Consider the following 17,327-nt stretch of genomic DNA (forward strand, 5'->3'; position numbering starts at 1 on the left):
TTTAATTTAGTTTGGTTCCGCGGGCGCTGAAGAGGGCTTTTTCGCCACTTTTACACGCGCTGGGCGGATGATGCGATCACCGCATCTGTATCCTTTAACGAACTCTTGAAGGATCACTCCTTCGGGTTTGTCTTCTGTCTCTTCCATCTCAATCGCTTGGTGTTTGTGCGGATCAAACTGCATGCCAATCGATTCAAACGGCTGAACGTTGTTTGCTGTGAGCAGCTCTTTAAACTGCCCAAGAATCATCTGAAAGCCTACTGCCCACTTCTTGGTCTCGTCCGACATCTTGTCTGTGAATGCGAGAGCATTCTCCAAGTTGTCGACAGGTCCAAGCAGGTCTGCAAAGAGGTTCTCCATCGCGTAACGCACAGAGTCCTGCTTCTCTTTCTGCATGCGCTTGCGGCTATTCTCCATCTCTGCAAGCGTGCGCAGATGTTTGTCTTTCCACTCTTTAATCTCAGCTTCGAGTTGCGCTGTCTTATCTAGTTCTGGCGCCGGGGAGCTCTCTTCTTTTTCTTCTTTTGGGGTCTCGTTTTCACTCATGAAATGCTCCAAATTCTTCAGTTTGATTTTCCACAAGGAGGCCGTGCGGTGTATCGCGCGGGCCAGCGGATTTTTTATAGTCAAGGTGTGGCGCCTCTGGTTGGCGGAATGTGATTTTAAATTTGTACATGCTTCTCGTTAGCGTCTCTGTGATCGCGTCCGATGCTGTTTTAAGGATGCTGAAGAGGCGAGGGTAGGAGATGCGCAGCGGGCCTAAGATGGCAAGGGCGCCGACTACTGTCTGGTTGATGCGGTAGGGGATCGCAATCACAGAACAGGAGGAGACTTGCGGAGCGTGCTCGTGCAGATCGTCGCCGATCCAGCAGAGCAGGCTGTTTGCTTTGCAGCACTCGCCGAGCATGGTGCGCATCGTGTTTGGATTTTCAAAGAGGGAGAGGCCGCTTGCAAGAGAGAGCGTGTTATTAAAGTCTGGATAGCTGAGGAGCTTTGAGAAGCCCGTTTTGTAGATGTCTTCTGCGGTGAAGTTGTTGTAGCTGACGATGTGGCGCAGCATGATCTCGCGGTAGAAGCGGGTGGCGATCTTCTCCTCGTCGGAAGAGAGCTCGGGCTTATCGATGCCAGTAATGCGCCAGTGGAAGTAGGCTTCGAGGCGTTTTAAGCTGAAGTTGCTCAGCTTCTTCTCGGTGTGGAGGATCTCAGTGTGGACCATCCCGAAGTCTGTAACGAGGACGCAGAGGCAGCGGTTCTGGTCGATGCTGAGCAGTTTGATGTCTAAAACAAAGTCCTGGTCGAAACGGGGAGCTGACAGAAAGACCGCACAGCCCGTCTTTTCGCTGATGATTTCGGCAGCTTCCTGCAGGTAGGCGGCAATGCCTCGGCTCTGTCTAACCAGCTTGGCGTAGAGGAGCTCGTTCTCCTTATCTTGAGAGGCCGAAGATTCGAGGTGGGATTGAGCGTAAAGCTTTAATGCTAAGGAGGTAGGAGTGCGTCCACCAGAGGAGTGCTGCTGTTTCAAGTAGCCCTCTTCCTCGAGCCGGACGAAGTAGTTGCGGATGGTGGCAGAGCTGATGTTTTCAAACCCGTTCTCTCTAAGCGTGTTAGAGCCGATTGGGGAGCCCGTTTTAAGATAGAGCTCGACCAGCCCGAGAAGAACGAGCTTCTCTCGCTGGTCTTTAGGGGGCTTTTTAGGAGTGATGTTCTTCACTTGTTTTGCCGAGATTTTTTGATTTATCCCCGATTATAGCAAAGCGTGAAAGGTAAACGCAACAAAAATTTAGCAGTCGGATAAGATGACTGCTTGATTGTTTTGTATCGTATTGATTATTAAGGCTCTATGATTGCAGGATCGTGTGCGATGAGGGGGAGGACATCGACCACGGAGGGGGCCCAGTCGAGCCCGCGACTGTAGACCAGCCTGGAAGAGATATAGCAGGCGATTATCGCCTTCTTATGGATATCGGGTATCTCCAGTAGGATCCGCTTCTGATAGCGCGATCTAAGCAGCGGAGGGCAGTAATTAAGGAGGCATCGGATAAGAGGGTCTTCCGGGTCGTTACTGAGGGTCTGGGTTACCAGGTAGTCGAGAAGTTCGTAGGTAAACGAGTTGATCTTCTCTGAGATCCAGTCGGAGATATCGGTTAAGAAGGAGCCGGTCTGCTTGTGTGTGCGAAGGAGGAGCTGCGCCTCATCTTTAGCTCTTCCGCGGATGATCTCGAGGATCTCCTTCATGAGGACTGGCTTCTCCTTGATGAACTCCTCTTCGGAGAGGCAGAGGCCGCAGAGGACCTCAAATGAGGAGCAGATCACGCCTCCTTTATTTGCAGAGCTATCCTTAATGATTAGCAGCTGCAATTTCTCAAGCGATTTGCGCGCCCATGGAGTGATATAGAGGTTGGCGCCTTCGACAACGGCTTTTGAGGTGGGGTGCTCTTCGGCATCGAGGTAGTCTTTGTAGTTATTATCGTTAAGTGTGCGGGGGCGGCCTCCGCCCGGAACAAAGATGTCCGCCTTGGTCTGGTGCACATTGCTGCGGAAGAGGTGGTTCATCTCATTTCCAGAGAGCCACTCTTCAATCAGTTTGCCTCCCTTCTTTCTCCAGCAGAGCGTCTGCTGGGCATAAGCGGTCTGCTCTCTCTTCGAGCGAAGGTCGAGGAGAAAGCCCCCCTCTGAGAGCTTCTCTGGAGGATAGAAGCGAATCGCCTTCACCTCGTGAAAGAGCTTCTCCATGGTAGGAAGGTCGAGTCCTTGAGGATCGAAGATCGTTCCAGAGACGTCGGTGAGGGCAACGAGTTTTGCAGTCTTCGGATAGAAGCGCGCGAGGTTTAAGATCTCATTTCCTGCGACATCTCCATCGGGTCCGCCCGACATTTTAATGGTGAAGGGGTCTTTGGTAGGGTCGATGCCGAGATAGCGTAAGACCTCTTCTACATAGACGTTAACGCCTAGAGAGGTGACGCCATACTCCTTGTGATTGATGCCAGCGCCGGGCTTGCTGCTGATAAAGGAGCTTCCGGGCTTGTAGCCTTGACGCTTGCTGAAGTTTGCGATCCAGACGATCATCTCATTGTGCATGTTCTCATCTGGTCCGAGATAGATATACTCGGGCTTCTTCCAGTAGTCGACGACATCTTTAGCTTTTAACGTTCCATCTGCTTCGCAGTTAACGAGCGTGAGGAAGCTCTCGACGTAGGCGCGCTGGCTCTGGTGGAGGTATTCGAGCTTATGCTCTTTATCGAAGGCGAGCGTTCTCTCTTGAATCTCGGAGAGTTTTAATCCCGCCTCTTCTAGCTCTTTTGCATAGATCTCTCCCTCGGCAAGGAGCCTCTCGTAGGGCTCGAGCAGAATAACCGCTTTGGCTCCGCCCTCTGGGATGTCCTTGTTCTTCTTCTGCTGCGTGTAGGCGAGGCCGTAGCATTCTGCGAAGACGTTGTTTCTCTCGACGAGCAGCTGCTCCATCTTCTCTGGAAAGACGGTGCGAAGTCCGCCGCGCGAGAGGTCTTTAAAGCGGACGTGGAATCCGATGAAGTACATGCCTTTCATGAAGAAGATCGCGTAGGGGAGCTCGGGGAATTTTTCTTTGTAGTCGTAGGGCGCATGCGAAAGATAGTTGGGATCTAGCCGGAAGGAGAGCGCCGTCTTGTTGTTGCGATAGAAGTTTGTCTTCTGCGTAAAGTGGACGAAGTTGAGCGCCTGTTTCAGGATGTTTTTGCGTCTCTTGTCGTTCAGCTCCTGTCCAGTATCTAGCTCGTTAACGAGCTTAAGAAGGCTCTCGCGGATCGTCTCGTATTTGACGAGGTTGTGCTTCTCGGGATTGAACTTCCATTCGAAGGCTTCGCAGATCTGCACGATGAGTTCGGGATGGCGGCTGAACCCCTCTTCGACTTGCGAGAGGGAGTACATGTGCACATCTTCATGCACAAGCACCTGGTGGACGAAGGAGATCATCGACTTAATCAGATGGCCAATGTTGCCGCGCACGAGGCCCGAATCGACAAAGAGCGATTCGATCGACTCCATCCCTTCAAAATATTTTAGAGTGACGAGCTCGCGCAAGAAGTCGAGGACGTCCGCCTCTTCCCATGCCGCTTTTCCGCTGATGCCATGGAGTCCCAGGGACATGATTAGAACGTTCTTGCTGCTGTAGGGATCGATGTAGGTGGTGTTGACGCGTTTGATCGCAAGGCTGTGCCTGTGGATCATCTTAGCGAGTCTGTAGAGGAAGCCATGCTTGGGCACATTGCGCCAGGCGAGCACGATCTGGAGCGAAGGGGAGTCTTTTCTCTTCTCCCAGTCTTCAACTCTCTTCACCTCATACTGGCAGTGGTCGCGCGTCTCCGCGCGGAAGAACATGTCGAGTGCTGCGATCAGCCTCTCGGTCCCAAGCGCTTTTAGAAAGCGGGGATTCATCCCCTCGATCAGCTTTTTAAACTCTGCATCGGTCACTTGAGGGTTGCGCGTTCTGACAAGCTCTAAAAGCTCTTTCTGCCTCTCTTGCGAGATGATCTCCTCGGGAGCGGGCTGCTGGCTTGGCATGCCCGTGAAGGTTGTGATTGCAATGCGGAGGAAGCTATTTGTTCCGGGGAGCGGAGGCGCCGCATTAGAGACAAAGGCGCGGTAGTCTTTAATGCCAAAACGGCGGAAGTGTTTCAAAATTCTTAAGTCTGCATCGGTGCTCTCGAGGCAGAGGGAGATGGCGCCGCCTTTGAGGTGGATGTGGGAGAAGAACTCCTGGAGGTTAAGACCCATCAGATTGTGCGTGATCAGCAGGAGATTATCGCCCCTAACCTCCTCGAAAAAGCTGGGAGGCATGTGCTCGCAGATCCAGAGGTAGAACTCCTCAAAACGCTTACTCTCCTTTTGAAGAGCCTGTTTGAGCTGTTCTCTTAAGAAGGGACGGTCTTGTGGTGGTGCGGCCATTCCCACACTAGACACGATTCAATTTATTTTTTCAAGCGAAGGCTGTTAAGACCTACAAGAACGGTACCGCCCTCATGAAGGAGGACAGCGGCCCACAGAGGGATGAAGCCGAGAAGAGCAGGTGTGGTTGCAAAGAGAATAACGGCGAGCGCTAGGGATAGATTCTGCTTTACGATCGAGAGGGTATCGCGCGATTTATTGATGAGCCAGGGAAGAAGAGAGAGCTCTTCACTCAGCAGGATCACGTCGGATGCATCCATCGCGGTTGCACTTGCCACACGCCCCAGCGAGATGCCGATCGTTGCGCGTGTAAGAGCAGGAGCGTCGTTGATTCCATCTCCCACCATCACAAGCCCCTTCGTGCGCGCAAGCTCGGCCACCTTTTCAAGTTTATGCTCGGGACGAAGAGCTGCAAAAACCTCTTCGATTCCAAGCGCCTTTGCTACATATGTCGCGTTCTCAATGCGGTCTCCTGTTAGCATGATGAGGTCGAGCTTCTGCTTCTCTTTCAACGTGCGCATAACCTCGCGTGCACCAGGACGGATCGCGTCGACAAATTTAAATACAAAGAGCGCATCGCCAAGAAGGAGAAAAGTAGAGAGCTCTCCTTCGAGACTTTTGTTAGAGAGAAGAGTTTCAAATGCGGGAGCTCTGAATAGAACAAAATCTGCATTTCCGATGTAGGCGTGGACCTTTCCCTTCTGAGTTGTAACCTCCGCCTCAAGACCAGATCCGGGCGTCGATTTAAAGTGGTCGATCTGATGAGGCGAGACCCCTCTCTCTTCTGCAAGGCGCAAGATAGCCTCTGCAATCGGATGGACCGCATTGCGCTCGATTGCAGCAGCCACAGAGAGAGCGAGCTCTTCGCTGTAGGGTGAGTTTTTAGACAGAGTCGAGAATGAGATGCACTGCAGCGTTCCCGTTGTCAGCGTTCCCGTCTTATCGAATGCCATCGTCGTGCAGCGGGCGAGTCCATCAAAGATGACGCCTCCCTTCAGCAGAATACCGCGCTTGGCGCACGAGGAGATCGCGCTTAAATAGGCGGTTGGCGTTGCGATGATTAGTGCGCAGGGCGACGCGGCAATAAGAAAGGTGAGCGCGCGGTAGATGCTCCCCTCTGTTCCGAGATAGGGGATAGAGAGGAGCCACGGAAGTGTAAGCGCAAAGAAGAAGAAGAGGCCCATCACTATAAGCGCATAGCCTTTTCCAAAACGGTCGATGAGGCGGACAAGGCGCGGCTTCGCCTCTTGCGCGTGGGCGATGAGGTTGATGATCCGGCTGAGAGTCGAGTCGGCAGAGCTTCGAGAGACTTCGATAGTAAGAGCCCCCTCGATATTGAGAGCTCCTGCTGCCACCTCATCGCCTGGCTGCATGAAGACGGGCTGGCTCTCTCCTGTTAAGTGTGCGAGATTGACCGAAGACCTTCCCTGCAGCACGACCCCATCGAGCGGGACGATCTCACCGGCTTTTACCAGAAGCTTTGCGCCTTTACTGATTTCGCGCACAGACTGCTCGAAGAGGCTTCCATCTTCATGCACTACGCAAGCGGTTCTAGGTGAGAGACGATTCAGCGTGACAAGCGCGCTTTTTGTCTTCTGCGTCACTGCGCTTTCCATCGCAGCAGAGAATTCAAAGAGCACGAGAAGGAGCGCTCCCTCCATTCCACTGCCTATCACCACAGAGAGCAGTGCTGCGAGCGTCATCAAGACATCGATATTGATCTCAAAGTTCTTCAAGTCATCTACTGTGCCGATAAGAGCGGGCGTGCCCACCAGAAAGTAGACGACAACGAGAAGGAGTGAAGAGAGGAGAGGATTAAAAAAAGAGGCTGAAAAGGAGAGGGCGAGAAGCAGCGCTGATAGGCTTGCGCTTTTAAGTGGAAGGTTTCTTCCCCACTTGCGCGAACTCGGTGTTAAAAAGGGGCTGATGCTCTCTTCTCTACCTGAGGCGAAGAACTCATCAAAGAGATAGGGGGTATTCATAGTATTTTCACGAGGAAAAAGGCGAAGGCCGCGACCATCGCAACTGTAGCGAGATTCCAGACCAGTGCAGGCGAAGCCTGGTTCTTCTCCTGTCTTGTAGCTAGGATAACAGCAAGTGAGATCCAGATGAGAGATCCAAGTGGAAGGCCGAACGAAGGGATAGCGAGGAGTAGAAGTAGAAGCGAGCCAGCAGCTCCTAAAACGCCAAGTGCTGCAAACGCGCCCTGTTTTAAAGGATGTTCGTAGACCTCGAGTGTGAGACCGAGCTCCTCTTCTAGCATGATATTTAGAAGGCGGTTGTCATCTGCCATCAGCACTTCGATCACCTCATCCAGAAGCTTTCCACTGAAGCCCTTCGCGCGGTAGAGCTCGTAGAGCTCCTCTCTCTCCTGTGCTCTGTGGTGTTCGATCTCCCAGCGCTCCTCTTCGATCACGCGGTGGAGCCTCTCAAGCCTTGCCCAGCCCAGCAGCGCAGACCTTCCAGCCTTCCAGATCAGCAGCCCGCAAGAGAAGAGAGAGAGAATCGCCACCATTTGAGAGAAGGGCATCTGCATCTGGTGCAGTACCACCCAGAGAAGAAGCAGGTAGACGGCGCTCTCTTTTGCGCTATCTGCAAACGCCCCGATGTGTCCGGCTATCTCTGTGCCGTGGATCTCACTCGATGCGAGAGCTCCTTTTCTGCGCGCCTCCTTCAAGTGCTCTGGCACGCTCTTTCCTTGAAAGTGGTCTTCAGGTGTATGAGTGGGACTCATGTGCTTTTATCCTGCAGCAGGTGTGTGAGAAGAGAGCAGAGATCTAAATAATCCTGGCAGGCGATAACCTCGCGTGCAGAGTGCATCGAGAGCTCTGGGCAGCCGATGTCTACCACGGGAATTCCAAGGCCTTGTGCAATGAGGGGCCCCACCGTTGCGCCTGAAGGGATATCATTGCGAGAGACGAAGGATTGAAGGTGCAGAGAGTTCTTCTGTGCGATCTGTGTCAGCCTTGCAGAAGAGAGGGCGGATGTCGCGTATTTAAGATCTGCATTGAACTTAAGCACAACTCCCTTTCCCAGAAGCGGTGCGTGGCTCGCATCATGTTTACCTGAGTAGTTGGGGTTGAGCGCGTGCGCTACGTCCACCGACACGCAGAGCGAGCGGCTCTTCATGCACGCTAGATCTTCATCATCCATCTTGTAGGAGTGTGCAATGCGCTTAAGCACATCGCTGAGAAAAGGGGAGCCAGCGCCTTCGGATGAGCGCGAGCCGATCTCCTCATGATCGTAGAAGATCGCCATCTGCAGCGCTTTCGAGTGGGATTTATCTGCAAGTGCAAGTGCCGATAAGCAGGCGTGCGCGCTCGACAGATTGTCTAGACGGTAGGAGGCGATCATCTCTCCCTCGCTTCCCATGTAGCGGCTCTTCTCGATAGGCACTAAGAAGAGATCGAAAGAGAGGAGAGAGTGGAAGGAGAGGTGGCGCCTTAACAGAAGCTCTAAAGTCTTCTTCTCCTTCTCTTCTACATTTTGAAGCGTAATTACAGGAAAGAGGTGATCCTGTTTATTCAGAAGAAGCCCCTTCTCATTTACTTCTCTATCAAGATGGAGTGCGAGCTGTGGAATAAAGACAGGCACATCTCCCAGGAAGACAAGCCGCTCTTCTAGCTTCCCCTTATTGTCAGAGAGCACAACGCGCCCTGCAATTGCAAGATCTCGATTGAGCCAAGAGGAGAGAAGAGGAGCGCCATACACCTCAACTCCAAAAAGAGTCATGTTCTCTTTCTGCACCTCAGGATTAGGCTTAATTTTCAGCGCAGGGCTGTCGGTATGCGATGCTAAGATCATCGCCTCTTTTGGCGTTTTTGCAGGAAGAGAGAAGGCGCAGATCGACCCGCCGCGGATCACGAAGTAGCTCTTTCCCTTCTCTAAGCTCCAGCGCTCGTCTTCAGCAAGTGGAGTGAAATCCTGTAGAGCTAGACGGTTGCCGATCTGCTCTGTCGCATGCCACGCTGTGGGCGAACTATCGAGAAACGCGCATAAATCGTCTAGTAGGTAAGCCATCTATTTTAATTCCTTCATCCCGTTTAGATACTTGTGCAGCACAAGAGGGAGCGTAACCGATCCATCCTGCTGCTGATTGTTCTCAAGAAGAGCCACCATGAGGCGAGAGGTGGCAAGACCAGAGCCGTTCAACGTATGGACGAGCTCTGGCTTCTCCTCGTTCTTCTTAAAGCGGATCATTGAACGACGCGCCTGGTAGTCTGTGCAGTGCGACACCGAGGAGACCTCGTAGTAGCGATTCTGTCCAGGCAGCCAGACCTCGATATCCACCGTCTTTGCTGCTGCAAACGACATGTCGCCCGTTACAAGCAGCATTAGTCTGTAGTGGAGATTTAACCCCTGAAGCACCTGCTCGGCGCTTGCGAGCATCTCATTGAAGACGCGCTCGCTCTGTTCGGGAGTTGTGAAAGAGAACATCTCCACCTTGTTGAACTGGTGGGTTCTAATCAGACCGCGCTCTTGCGAGCCCGCAGAGCCCGCCTCCCTTCTAAAGCAGGGAGTGTAGGCGCAGTACTTAAGTGGGAGCTCCTCCTCATGGAAGATCTCATCGTAGTGCATCCCGTTTAGTACCACCTCTGAAGTCGGAATAAGGTAGAGGTTGTACTGCTCGTCGTGCAGTTTAAAGAGCTGCTGTTCAAATTTTGGAAGCTGCCCAGAGCCGAACATGATCTCAGGCTTTACAAGGTGAGGCGGCATCACCATCTTGAAGCCATTCTCAATCTGCGTATCCAGCATAAAGTTGATCAGCGCCCACTCTAGCCTCGCTCCCATCCCGGTATAGGCTGTCCAGCCGCTTCCAGAGGTTTTAGCGCTCCGCTTGAAGTCGAATAACCCCAGCTTCTCGTTGAGTTCTACGTGATTTTTAAATGGGAAGGTGAAGGTTTTTTTCTCACCCACAGTCTTGATGCAGACGTTATCTTTCGGCTCTAAAGAGACCTTGATATCATCCATCGGCAGATTGGGAAGAGAGGCGAACTTCTGCATGAAGGCAGCTTCGATCTCCACAAGCTCATGGTCGAGCAGACGGATCTTCTCCCCGAAGCCTGCGACCTCTTGCATCAGGGCGGAGGCGTCCTCTTTCTTTCGCTTCTTCTCTCCAATCTCTTGAGAGAGCTGGTTGCGCTTCGATTTCAGCTCCTCAACTTCCACCTTGATTTCACGGATGCGTTCATCCAGTGCTAAAGTTGGCGAGAGATCAATAGACGGGTCTTTAGTTTTAAGTTTAGCCTCGCAGTGGGCTCTATCTTTGCGCAGTAGTTTAATGTCGAGCATCGCCTTTTCCTTGTATGTGGAGATCCGCTTGGCAGCACCATATTTTGCATGGCGGCATCCAATTGGATTGGAAGGCGAATATAGGTCCTAGCTGGTCAAAATGTCAAACTTTCCGAAGAGAAAGAGGAGTCCCAGCCGGCCGATGCTTGACAGGGGACTTTTGGGGAGAGGTGAACTCTCGTATGATCTCTGCTATTTCCAGATCTTCGGCAGTAGGGGGTGGGCTAGGGGGCGGCGGCTGAAGCGCTAGCTGCTCGCGTGCTACTCTACTTCGTTCTTCTATCCGTGCAAAACCGGCATTGATTTCGCCAATTATCTCGTCGGTGTGCCTATCAAAGGCTCTCTGGTGCTCCTGGCGGGCGTACTCCATAACGCCCATCACCACAAGAGGAATCCCAATCACCGAAAGGCTCAGCACCAGAATAGCAAAGAAGGTCAAAGCCCAAGTGATGATCTTTGTGCAGGTGTCCGCCTCGGCTTCCCTGCGTATCAGGCTCACCAGCGGCTCCAAAAAGTTCGGCTCCCCTACAACTCTAAGAACATAACCAGTCATAAATCTCTTTGAAATAATAATTTTGTCATAGAGTTTAAAACAAAATTCGCAATTATCTCAACATGCAAAAACAATTTCTTTTTTGGAGTGCGGCGACCTGGCGACGTCACCCTAAACTCCTAGAAATCGTCCAGCAAGCTAATCGAATCGCTATTTAAGCTCGTTACAGTGTCATAGTAGGCTTTAGAACTGTGCGTTTCAAACCAGTTCGCTGAACACCACTTGTACTGCTTTGAATCTATAGCAACTTTGTGTCGTTCAGGGTTTTTCATCACATAATTAAGTCTTGTCAAATAGGAGTTTTGGAAAGTGATTTTCGAATCCCAATATTGATACCAAATTTTTCTACCTGGTGTCTGGTGCGAAAGATTTAATTGCCGTGCAGAGGAGGCGTGAAGGTGCGAGATCAACTTACTTAGAGAAGTGGAATTATCAGGAGATTGAGCGATAAAATGGTAGTGGTTCGCAAAAACTGCCCACGCCTCAAGTTTCCACTCATACTGCGGAGCAAGTTCTAACAGCAGATCGTGTAAAAGGTCTAGTTCTTGGCTCTCTTTAAAATAGGGTGCTTTATTGAGAGTTGCACCAGTTACCATATACGTGCCGCTCTCATTGAAAGAGTGAAGAGGGGCGTGAGGCCAAGATCTCATGTACTATCTCTTTTTTGGAGTGCGGCGACCTGGCGCCGCTTTTTTCGACGTCGACCCGGCGACGTCTCTTTTTGATCTTAGACAGAGAGAATAGAAAGATATCGCCAGGTCGATATCGAGAAAAGCGGCGCCAGGTCGCCGCACTCCAAAAAAGATAGCTTCAAAAAGAGTTTTATAAAAAAGAAAAACGCTCTGGCCCGAAGGCCAGAGCGCTCTGCTTAACCAGAAATCTAACTAGAGGTTAGAACGTTTCGTGATGATCGTCGCCATTTTGAACGACAGGAGCAGCTGTAAGCGGCCCGCTAGGAGTTGCAGCGCCTGCACCAGCGCCTGCTGGTTTTGCGCTAGAATCATCGCCTTCTAGATCTGCAAAACTATCGTCAAATACGGTCTCGCGCATCTCAAGTTCTTTTGAAAGATCAATATTTCTACTTGCGAGTCTTTCAATTTCAGCTTTTTTTTCTCTAATGGAAGCTGCTTGTTCTTGGATAAAAGCTGCACTCTTCTGAAGAGTTACATTTTTTTCAGCTAGCGTGCTATTTAACTCAGTGATTAGACCATCCTGGCTTCTAGCAGTCTCTTCACTGGCTTCCAAGTCTGCTCTTATAGCAGCAATCTCGCCTCTTAAAGCGGCAACCTGGCTTTCGAGTTCAGCCACACGCTTGCTAGACTGCTCGCTTGCAGCTCCGGCAGCACTTGCTTCTGCTGCCTGTTTAAGTGAAGCGGCCATCATAGCCTTGGAAGCTTTATCAGATTGCGCCAATCTGGTTTCCGTACCTTTCAATCTATCTTCGAGGTCAACCACGCGAGCTGCAAGACTAGCTGGCTCTTCAGCAATAGTTTTTTTCAACCCCTCGAGTTCAGCCAGAAGAGCTTGGCTACGCTCTCTAAATTGAGTGTTTTCAGTCCTTAACCTATCAAGTTCAACTTGAACTTGCGCGATAGTATCATCTGTTCTAGCTGCTGCTGCTGTCAGGTCGGAGTTTCTTGCGACTGCAACTGAGAGTTCAGCGCCGAGACGCTGTGCTGTACCTTCAAATGCCGATTTTTGTTGTTGGATCTGACCGATAAACTCTTGGTTTTGACTGCGGATTAGTTCAAGACCATCGATCTCTCTTTCCAAATCTGCGATTCTATTTCTGAGAGTTGCAACGCCATCTGCTCCGTTGCGCTCGTCAGTGAGAGTAACTACTTGAGCTCTTAGGCGGACAACTTCAGCTGAAAGGTCGGTGACTTCACGGTTTTTAGTGTCGATGAGTTTGGCTTCGGTCTGGCGGCCATATTCACTTGCTCCCATAAGGACGAGGAGGAAACCAACGCCGGTCGCTGTAAGAGCGACAGCGAGGAAGAATTTGAGGGCAAATGCAGCTACTGTTCCGACGCATCCACAATCTTCCAGGGCGATGATGCAGCTCACGATACTTGCAGTGCAATTAGCTTCCTGCACAGCTTGAGCTGGATTAATGTTAATAAGTGGAAGTGGTGCTGATGACATAATAAAAACCTCTTGTTTTCTTAATGTTAAGTTCTCTTGTTAAGAGCATCTATTTTATAACTAATCTATTTAGCGAAGCAATGATTAAAATATTTCATGCTTTTTAACTATGAAAATTTTTAATTGTCGTAAATGCCTTGCATTCAAAAAAAAGCACCTCGGCTAGGCCGAAGTGCTCTTATAGCTACAAAGTAGCAGTATGTGCTTATGGGTCTTGAGGAGCTGGGCTACCGAGTGCTGCAGCCGCTGCTAAATCTTTCTGATGCTGCTCGGCAGCTCTTCTTTTTGCTGCGATGTCAGCGTCAACGTATACTTGCAACTGATCTCTCTTTTGTGTAGCAGCACCCAGCTGTGTAGTGAGAGTGCCCACTTGACCTCGAAGTGTTGCAATTTCACCATCTTTCTGCTGAGTGAGTTGATCTATTGCGGCAGCATGTGCTGTGTTCGCTTGTGCCAGTGCTTGTTGCTCAGCAGGTATTAAGAAGTCGTTTCCAGTTTTGAGCAGGGCAACTCCATTCTGACGTGCATACTCTTGGATTCCGTAAGCGTTCAGGGCGATACCAGCACCTGTGAGTGTGAGGGCTGCCATGACGAAGAATGTGAGTACGTAGGTGATTACTTTTACGAGTGTATTTGCCGCTTCGCCTAAGCCGAAGAGATCATCAGCTTTCAGGCCGATGTTTTCGCCAGCGCGGATGAAATCCACTACCGGCTCCATGAAGTTTGCTTGTCCGAGACGCGCTACTGCTAGATCGATTCTTGGTGTTGCTGATGCCATGTTAAAAGCTCCTTGTTCTTGTTGAGAATGAGAAGTTAATCCTTTCTCATTTTTTTGATGCGTACATTCTACTTAAAAATATTTAAAATAGCAATCGGTATAAATTCATTCATTTTGTCTTGTAAAATTTTTACTGACCTCCAGCTCCCGCTCCTGCCCCTACACCAGCCCCTGCTCCTGCTGCTGGGAGATCCATTGAAACAGCTTGAACTGCTGGCCCAAGGTGAGGGTTGAAATCCCTTTCAAATTCTAATAGATCATCTTTTAGATCGTCAGATAGCCTTCTAGATGGAGTGGCGCTGGCTGCACTTTCGGCAGGCTCTGCAGCCTCTGCCATGCCAGTATGAAAGAGTGGAAGAGAGGCAGTTAAGCCAAGGCTGGTAAAAGAAGATTGTTCTGAAGCGGCACTGATTGCTCTGTCGGCCGCTAGATTTTGCGCAAGTGTGCGATCTCGGTTCCATGCTGCTGCATTGGTTTTCTTCATTAGATCGTTTGTTAACGACATAATCTGGTCTGCTTTTAGCGTCTGTTGAGCTACCAGATCTTGCACTCGCTGAGTATGGGCCTCTCCAACCTTTTGAGCTCTTTCTGCTGCTTCTATGAGCCTTTTTGATAGATCTTCGCATTTGGTGCGTAGCTGATCTTCTCTTTGCTTTGTCGCGAGAAGCTCCTTTTTCAGACCATCAATCTCCGTCTGCAAAGTTCTGTTTAGCCTTTGGGCATCATCCCTTTGAGAGCTTATTAAAAGAAGCCGCTGTGAGAGCTCAGAAGTCTCTCCCTGAGCGGACGACTGAAGAGCATTTAACTGTTCTTGGAATGAATCTCTTGAGGCGGCAGCCTCAATGCGTAGAGTGTCGGCCTGTTCAAATTTCAGGCGCCAATCAGCGGATAGTGAAGCAGTTGCATCGAGCTCTCTTTTTTGTGCATTAATAATGTCTTGAAGACTTTTTTCGCTTTCTTGGGTTCTGCTGAGCTCTCCGGACAGAGCTTCGATTTCAGTCTCTTTTTTTCGGAGGCTCTCACTTACTGCTGCAAACCGCTCTTCCAATTCGCTGAGAGTTTTTTTTGTTGTTTCAAGCTCTAATCTTGCATTTGTGTGAAGATCTTCAAAACTTTGGGTGCACCTTCTTTGATCTTCTATCAGTTCATTTAAATTTTGAATTTGTTCAGCATTTTGCTTCTCAATTGCAGCAGCTGCCTTAATGTCTCCTTTGAAACGCTCAATGTCGCTTAGTGCAAACTCATACCTCCTTTGAATACCAGAAGAATGTATCTCTGCTTGTTCTAAAGCACTCTCGAGGCGTCTGATGAGAGGAGAGGATTGTCTAACAAAATCTGCATGTTCACTTTTTGAGGCAACAAGCTTTTCTCTTAAGGCAGAGATCCTATCTGCTGCTGTTTCTTCTTGTGTGCGTAGTTGCTCACGTAAACCTGCCAGCTCAGCGGGGTGGCGGCCAACCTGCTGCCGCAGATTGAGATTATCAAGTTCAAGTCTCTCGAGAGCGGCGCGATCGACTTGTGCTGCTTGAAGAGCTGCCCTGTCTTCTACAGGTGCTTTAGGCTGTCTAGCTTGATCTAGCTGAACCTGAAGAGTGCGGATCGCTTCGAGATTGGGTGCGTTAGCGCGCTCAAATTGATCTCTTAGTTTTTGAGTGTTAAACTCCTCTACCACATCGAAGAGAAGGAGGTTGCCCACGACCGAGACAAATAGCGCAGCAGCGACAAAGAACGCGATAGCGTAGAGCGCAGTTTTTACTGCCCAGTGCATATCTTCTGCGCGCAGAAGCGAGACGACGCATGAGGTGCAGTTGCTCTCGCCTACGACAACGGGGGTAATTTGTGGGATAGAAGTCATAAATCGATCCTTTTTATGTTTTGAGGAGAAGGTTTTACATAAAAATAATTAAATTAGCAATGTGTACAAAATAATTAAATCCAGCATCAAGATTGCTTTTTAAAAGTAGCTCTCCTTTTCAAAAGCAAATTTGATGAGTAGCGCTCTGTTAGAGAAAAATCGACAAGTCGATTTTAAGAAAAAGCGGCGCCGAGTCGCCGCACTCCAAAAAAGAAGCTCTCTTTGCTCGGTTAAAGAAAGAGGGGATTAAGCTTTTTTGGCTGGAGCCGCTCCCTTTGGCGCATATGCTTGTTTTGGTTGAGGACCAGGTTTGCCACCAGCTCCGTTGCCCGCGCCTGCTGCGCCCGCCTCAGACTCATCATGATCGGTTTCCTCAGTTTGCCACTGAGTGAACTTTCCAATCGTTCCATTTCTCCAGGTTTTATATGCTTCCCAATCTTTGCACTTTTCCCCTCTTGCGATCCGGTTCTCTCTTTCTCTCAGAGCTCTCTCTAGTACGCGGACTCGTTCTTCGGCTGCGGCAAGTTGCTGGGCTACTTCTGGTCTGGCAGCTTGTTCGAGCTCGTGGGCTCTCTTTTCTGCTTTAGCTACCCTTTCTAGGAGAGGACGTGCATCATCTCTTAATGCTTTGTTTTGGGCATCTACTTCTACTTTGGTGGCTTCCGCTGCTCTTGCTCTAGCCTTTGCTTGTGCTGCTTCAAACTCTAGTGCTTTATACTTTTCTTGCAGAATTTTTAGTGCGCCTTCATGAGTTATGATGGTGGCTCTTAAAGTTGTCTCAGTGTGCGAGCTCTGTTCCTTAGCTGCATCCGCCTGGAGCAAGGCGGTCATTGCTTCATCCAGCTCCTTTCTAAGAGAATTGATAGTAGTAGCACTTTCAGTTTGGAGTTTTGTGAATTTGTCTGAATTTTCTGCGAGTGCTCGTTTTAGAGCATCAAGCTGTCTTAACTTCTCTTCCTGGCCTTCTATGATTGCCTTAAGGTTTTCTGCATGTTTTGTGCTATCTGAAAGGAATCTTTGCGTAAATGCTTCACTTTCTGCGGCATCTTTGGCTTCCTTAGTCAATCTTTCAATCTCAGCTTTGTCTTCTGCGGCTTTTCTAGCAGCGGCAGTCTGAGCTTCACCAAGCTGAGCAGTAAGCTGCTCGATTCTGACTTGGTCTTCGCCAGCTCTCCCAGCAGCAGCTGCTTGGGCTTCTCTGAGTTGAGCGAGCTCTCGTTGGAGCTCCTCTATTCTACTAGCAGAGGTTTCGCCAGCTTTATTTGCAGCGGCAAGATCGGCTGTGAGTTTGTCGATAGCAGCTTTGTCTTTTTCAGCTTGCTCTGTAGCAGTTTTTTGAGCAGCGGCAAGCCTAGCTGTAAGGTCTGCAATTGCGACTCTGTCTTTATCGGCTTGCTCGGCAGCAGCAGCGTGGGTTTTCCTGAGCAGCGTGAGTTCTTTCTCGAGATCTTCGGCTCTGCCAGTTGCTCTCTTGCTAGCTTGATTCGCATCGTCCAGCTGAGCAGTAAGCTGCTCGATTTTGACTTGGTCTTCGCCAGCTTTTCTAGCAGCGGCAGTTTGAGCAGCTTGGAGTTCTGCGATCTGGTTTCTGAGCTGTGCAGCTTCGTCAGCAGAGGTTTCGCCAGCTTTATTTGCAGCGGCAAGATCGGCGGTGAGCTTTTCGATCGCAGCTCTGTCTTGTTCAGCTTGCTCAGCAGCAGTTCTTTCTGCGGCAGTGTGAGCTTCTTTGAGTTGAGCGAGGTCTCGCTTGAGCTGGTCAGCTTCGCCTGCAGAGGCTCCGC

General features: G+C 50.2%; 13 protein-coding genes. All 13 read right to left on the bottom strand.

The genetic code is table 11. The annotated features are described in order from the left end of the window. Nucleotides 1-6: 6 nt before the first annotated feature. Nucleotides 7-546 carry a nucleotide exchange factor GrpE gene (gene grpE / locus HYX48_03250; GenBank protein MBI2742913.1) on the bottom strand — a complete coding sequence of 180 codons (540 nt, stop codon included), beginning with the start codon at nt 544-546 and terminating at the stop codon, nt 7-9. Continuing rightward, nucleotides 539-1,711 (bottom strand): heat-inducible transcriptional repressor HrcA, encoded by a 1,173-nt coding sequence (gene hrcA / locus HYX48_03255; GenBank protein ID MBI2742914.1) that lies wholly within the window; start codon nt 1,709-1,711, stop codon nt 539-541. The genes grpE and hrcA overlap by 8 nt, the downstream gene beginning before the upstream one ends. Before the next feature lie 119 nt (nt 1,712-1,830). Then, nucleotides 1,831-4,923 carry an NAD-glutamate dehydrogenase gene (locus tag HYX48_03260; protein ID MBI2742915.1) on the bottom strand — a complete coding sequence of 1,031 codons (3,093 nt, stop codon included), beginning with the start codon at nt 4,921-4,923 and terminating at the stop codon, nt 1,831-1,833. 23 nt (nt 4,924-4,946) lie between these two features. After that, a complete protein-coding gene (locus HYX48_03265; GenBank protein ID MBI2742916.1) occupies nt 4,947-6,905 on the bottom strand; it encodes a heavy metal translocating P-type ATPase in 1,959 nt (652 codons plus the stop codon). Then, nucleotides 6,902-7,657, bottom strand: a complete 756-nt coding sequence (locus HYX48_03270) for a VIT1/CCC1 transporter family protein (GenBank protein MBI2742917.1) — start codon at nt 7,655-7,657, stop codon at nt 6,902-6,904. The genes HYX48_03265 and HYX48_03270 overlap by 4 nt, the downstream gene beginning before the upstream one ends. Continuing rightward, nucleotides 7,654-8,943 (bottom strand): M18 family aminopeptidase, encoded by a 1,290-nt coding sequence (locus tag HYX48_03275; protein MBI2742918.1) that lies wholly within the window; start codon nt 8,941-8,943, stop codon nt 7,654-7,656. The genes HYX48_03270 and HYX48_03275 overlap by 4 nt, the downstream gene beginning before the upstream one ends. Further along, nucleotides 8,944-10,215: a serine--tRNA ligase gene (gene serS, locus HYX48_03280; GenBank protein MBI2742919.1), complete on the bottom strand. Its 1,272-nt coding sequence runs from the start codon at nt 10,213-10,215 to the stop codon at nt 8,944-8,946. A 103-nt stretch (nt 10,216-10,318) separates the two neighbouring features. Then, the gene (locus HYX48_03285) at nt 10,319-10,768 is read right to left on the bottom strand and encodes a hypothetical protein (GenBank protein MBI2742920.1); all 450 of its coding nucleotides are present in this window, start codon (nt 10,766-10,768) and stop codon (nt 10,319-10,321) included. 119 nt (nt 10,769-10,887) lie between these two features. After that, nucleotides 10,888-11,418 carry a transposase gene (locus HYX48_03290; GenBank protein ID MBI2742921.1) on the bottom strand — a complete coding sequence of 177 codons (531 nt, stop codon included), beginning with the start codon at nt 11,416-11,418 and terminating at the stop codon, nt 10,888-10,890. Nucleotides 11,419-11,659: 241 nt separating this feature from the next. Then, nucleotides 11,660-12,913, bottom strand: a complete 1,254-nt coding sequence (locus tag HYX48_03295) for a hypothetical protein (GenBank protein MBI2742922.1) — start codon at nt 12,911-12,913, stop codon at nt 11,660-11,662. A 205-nt stretch (nt 12,914-13,118) separates the two neighbouring features. Continuing rightward, the gene (locus HYX48_03300) at nt 13,119-13,691 is read right to left on the bottom strand and encodes a hypothetical protein (GenBank protein MBI2742923.1); all 573 of its coding nucleotides are present in this window, start codon (nt 13,689-13,691) and stop codon (nt 13,119-13,121) included. Nucleotides 13,692-13,821: 130 nt separating this feature from the next. Next, nucleotides 13,822-15,546, bottom strand: a complete 1,725-nt coding sequence (locus tag HYX48_03305; protein ID MBI2742924.1) for a hypothetical protein — start codon at nt 15,544-15,546, stop codon at nt 13,822-13,824. 246 nt (nt 15,547-15,792) lie between these two features. Then, nucleotides 15,793-17,327: hypothetical protein (locus HYX48_03310; protein MBI2742925.1), on the bottom strand; the 1,535-nt coding region annotated here is incomplete at its 5' end.

This window comes from Chlamydiales bacterium (assembly GCA_016185065.1).
Taxonomy (GTDB): Bacteria; Chlamydiota; Chlamydiia; order Chlamydiales; family Rhabdochlamydiaceae.

Excerpts from the sequence above, each read along its gene's own strand:
- grpE (MBI2742913.1), bottom strand. The coding sequence starts at position 546 with ATGAGTGAAAACGAGACCCCAAAAGAAGAAAAAGAAGAGAGCTCCCCG.
- HYX48_03260 (MBI2742915.1), bottom strand. The coding sequence starts at position 4,923 with ATGGCCGCACCACCACAAGACCGTCCCTTCTTAAGAGAACAGCTCAAA.
- HYX48_03265 (MBI2742916.1), bottom strand. The coding sequence starts at position 6,905 with ATGAATACCCCCTATCTCTTTGATGAGTTCTTCGCCTCAGGTAGAGAA.
- HYX48_03270 (MBI2742917.1), bottom strand. The coding sequence starts at position 7,657 with ATGAGTCCCACTCATACACCTGAAGACCACTTTCAAGGAAAGAGCGTG.
- HYX48_03275 (MBI2742918.1), bottom strand. The coding sequence starts at position 8,943 with ATGGCTTACCTACTAGACGATTTATGCGCGTTTCTCGATAGTTCGCCC.
- serS (MBI2742919.1), bottom strand. The coding sequence starts at position 10,215 with ATGCTCGACATTAAACTACTGCGCAAAGATAGAGCCCACTGCGAGGCT.
- HYX48_03285 (MBI2742920.1), bottom strand. The coding sequence starts at position 10,768 with ATGACTGGTTATGTTCTTAGAGTTGTAGGGGAGCCGAACTTTTTGGAG.
- HYX48_03290 (MBI2742921.1), bottom strand. The coding sequence starts at position 11,418 with ATGAGATCTTGGCCTCACGCCCCTCTTCACTCTTTCAATGAGAGCGGC.
- HYX48_03295 (MBI2742922.1), bottom strand. The coding sequence starts at position 12,913 with ATGTCATCAGCACCACTTCCACTTATTAACATTAATCCAGCTCAAGCT.
- HYX48_03300 (MBI2742923.1), bottom strand. The coding sequence starts at position 13,691 with ATGGCATCAGCAACACCAAGAATCGATCTAGCAGTAGCGCGTCTCGGA.
- HYX48_03305 (MBI2742924.1), bottom strand. The coding sequence starts at position 15,546 with ATGACTTCTATCCCACAAATTACCCCCGTTGTCGTAGGCGAGAGCAAC.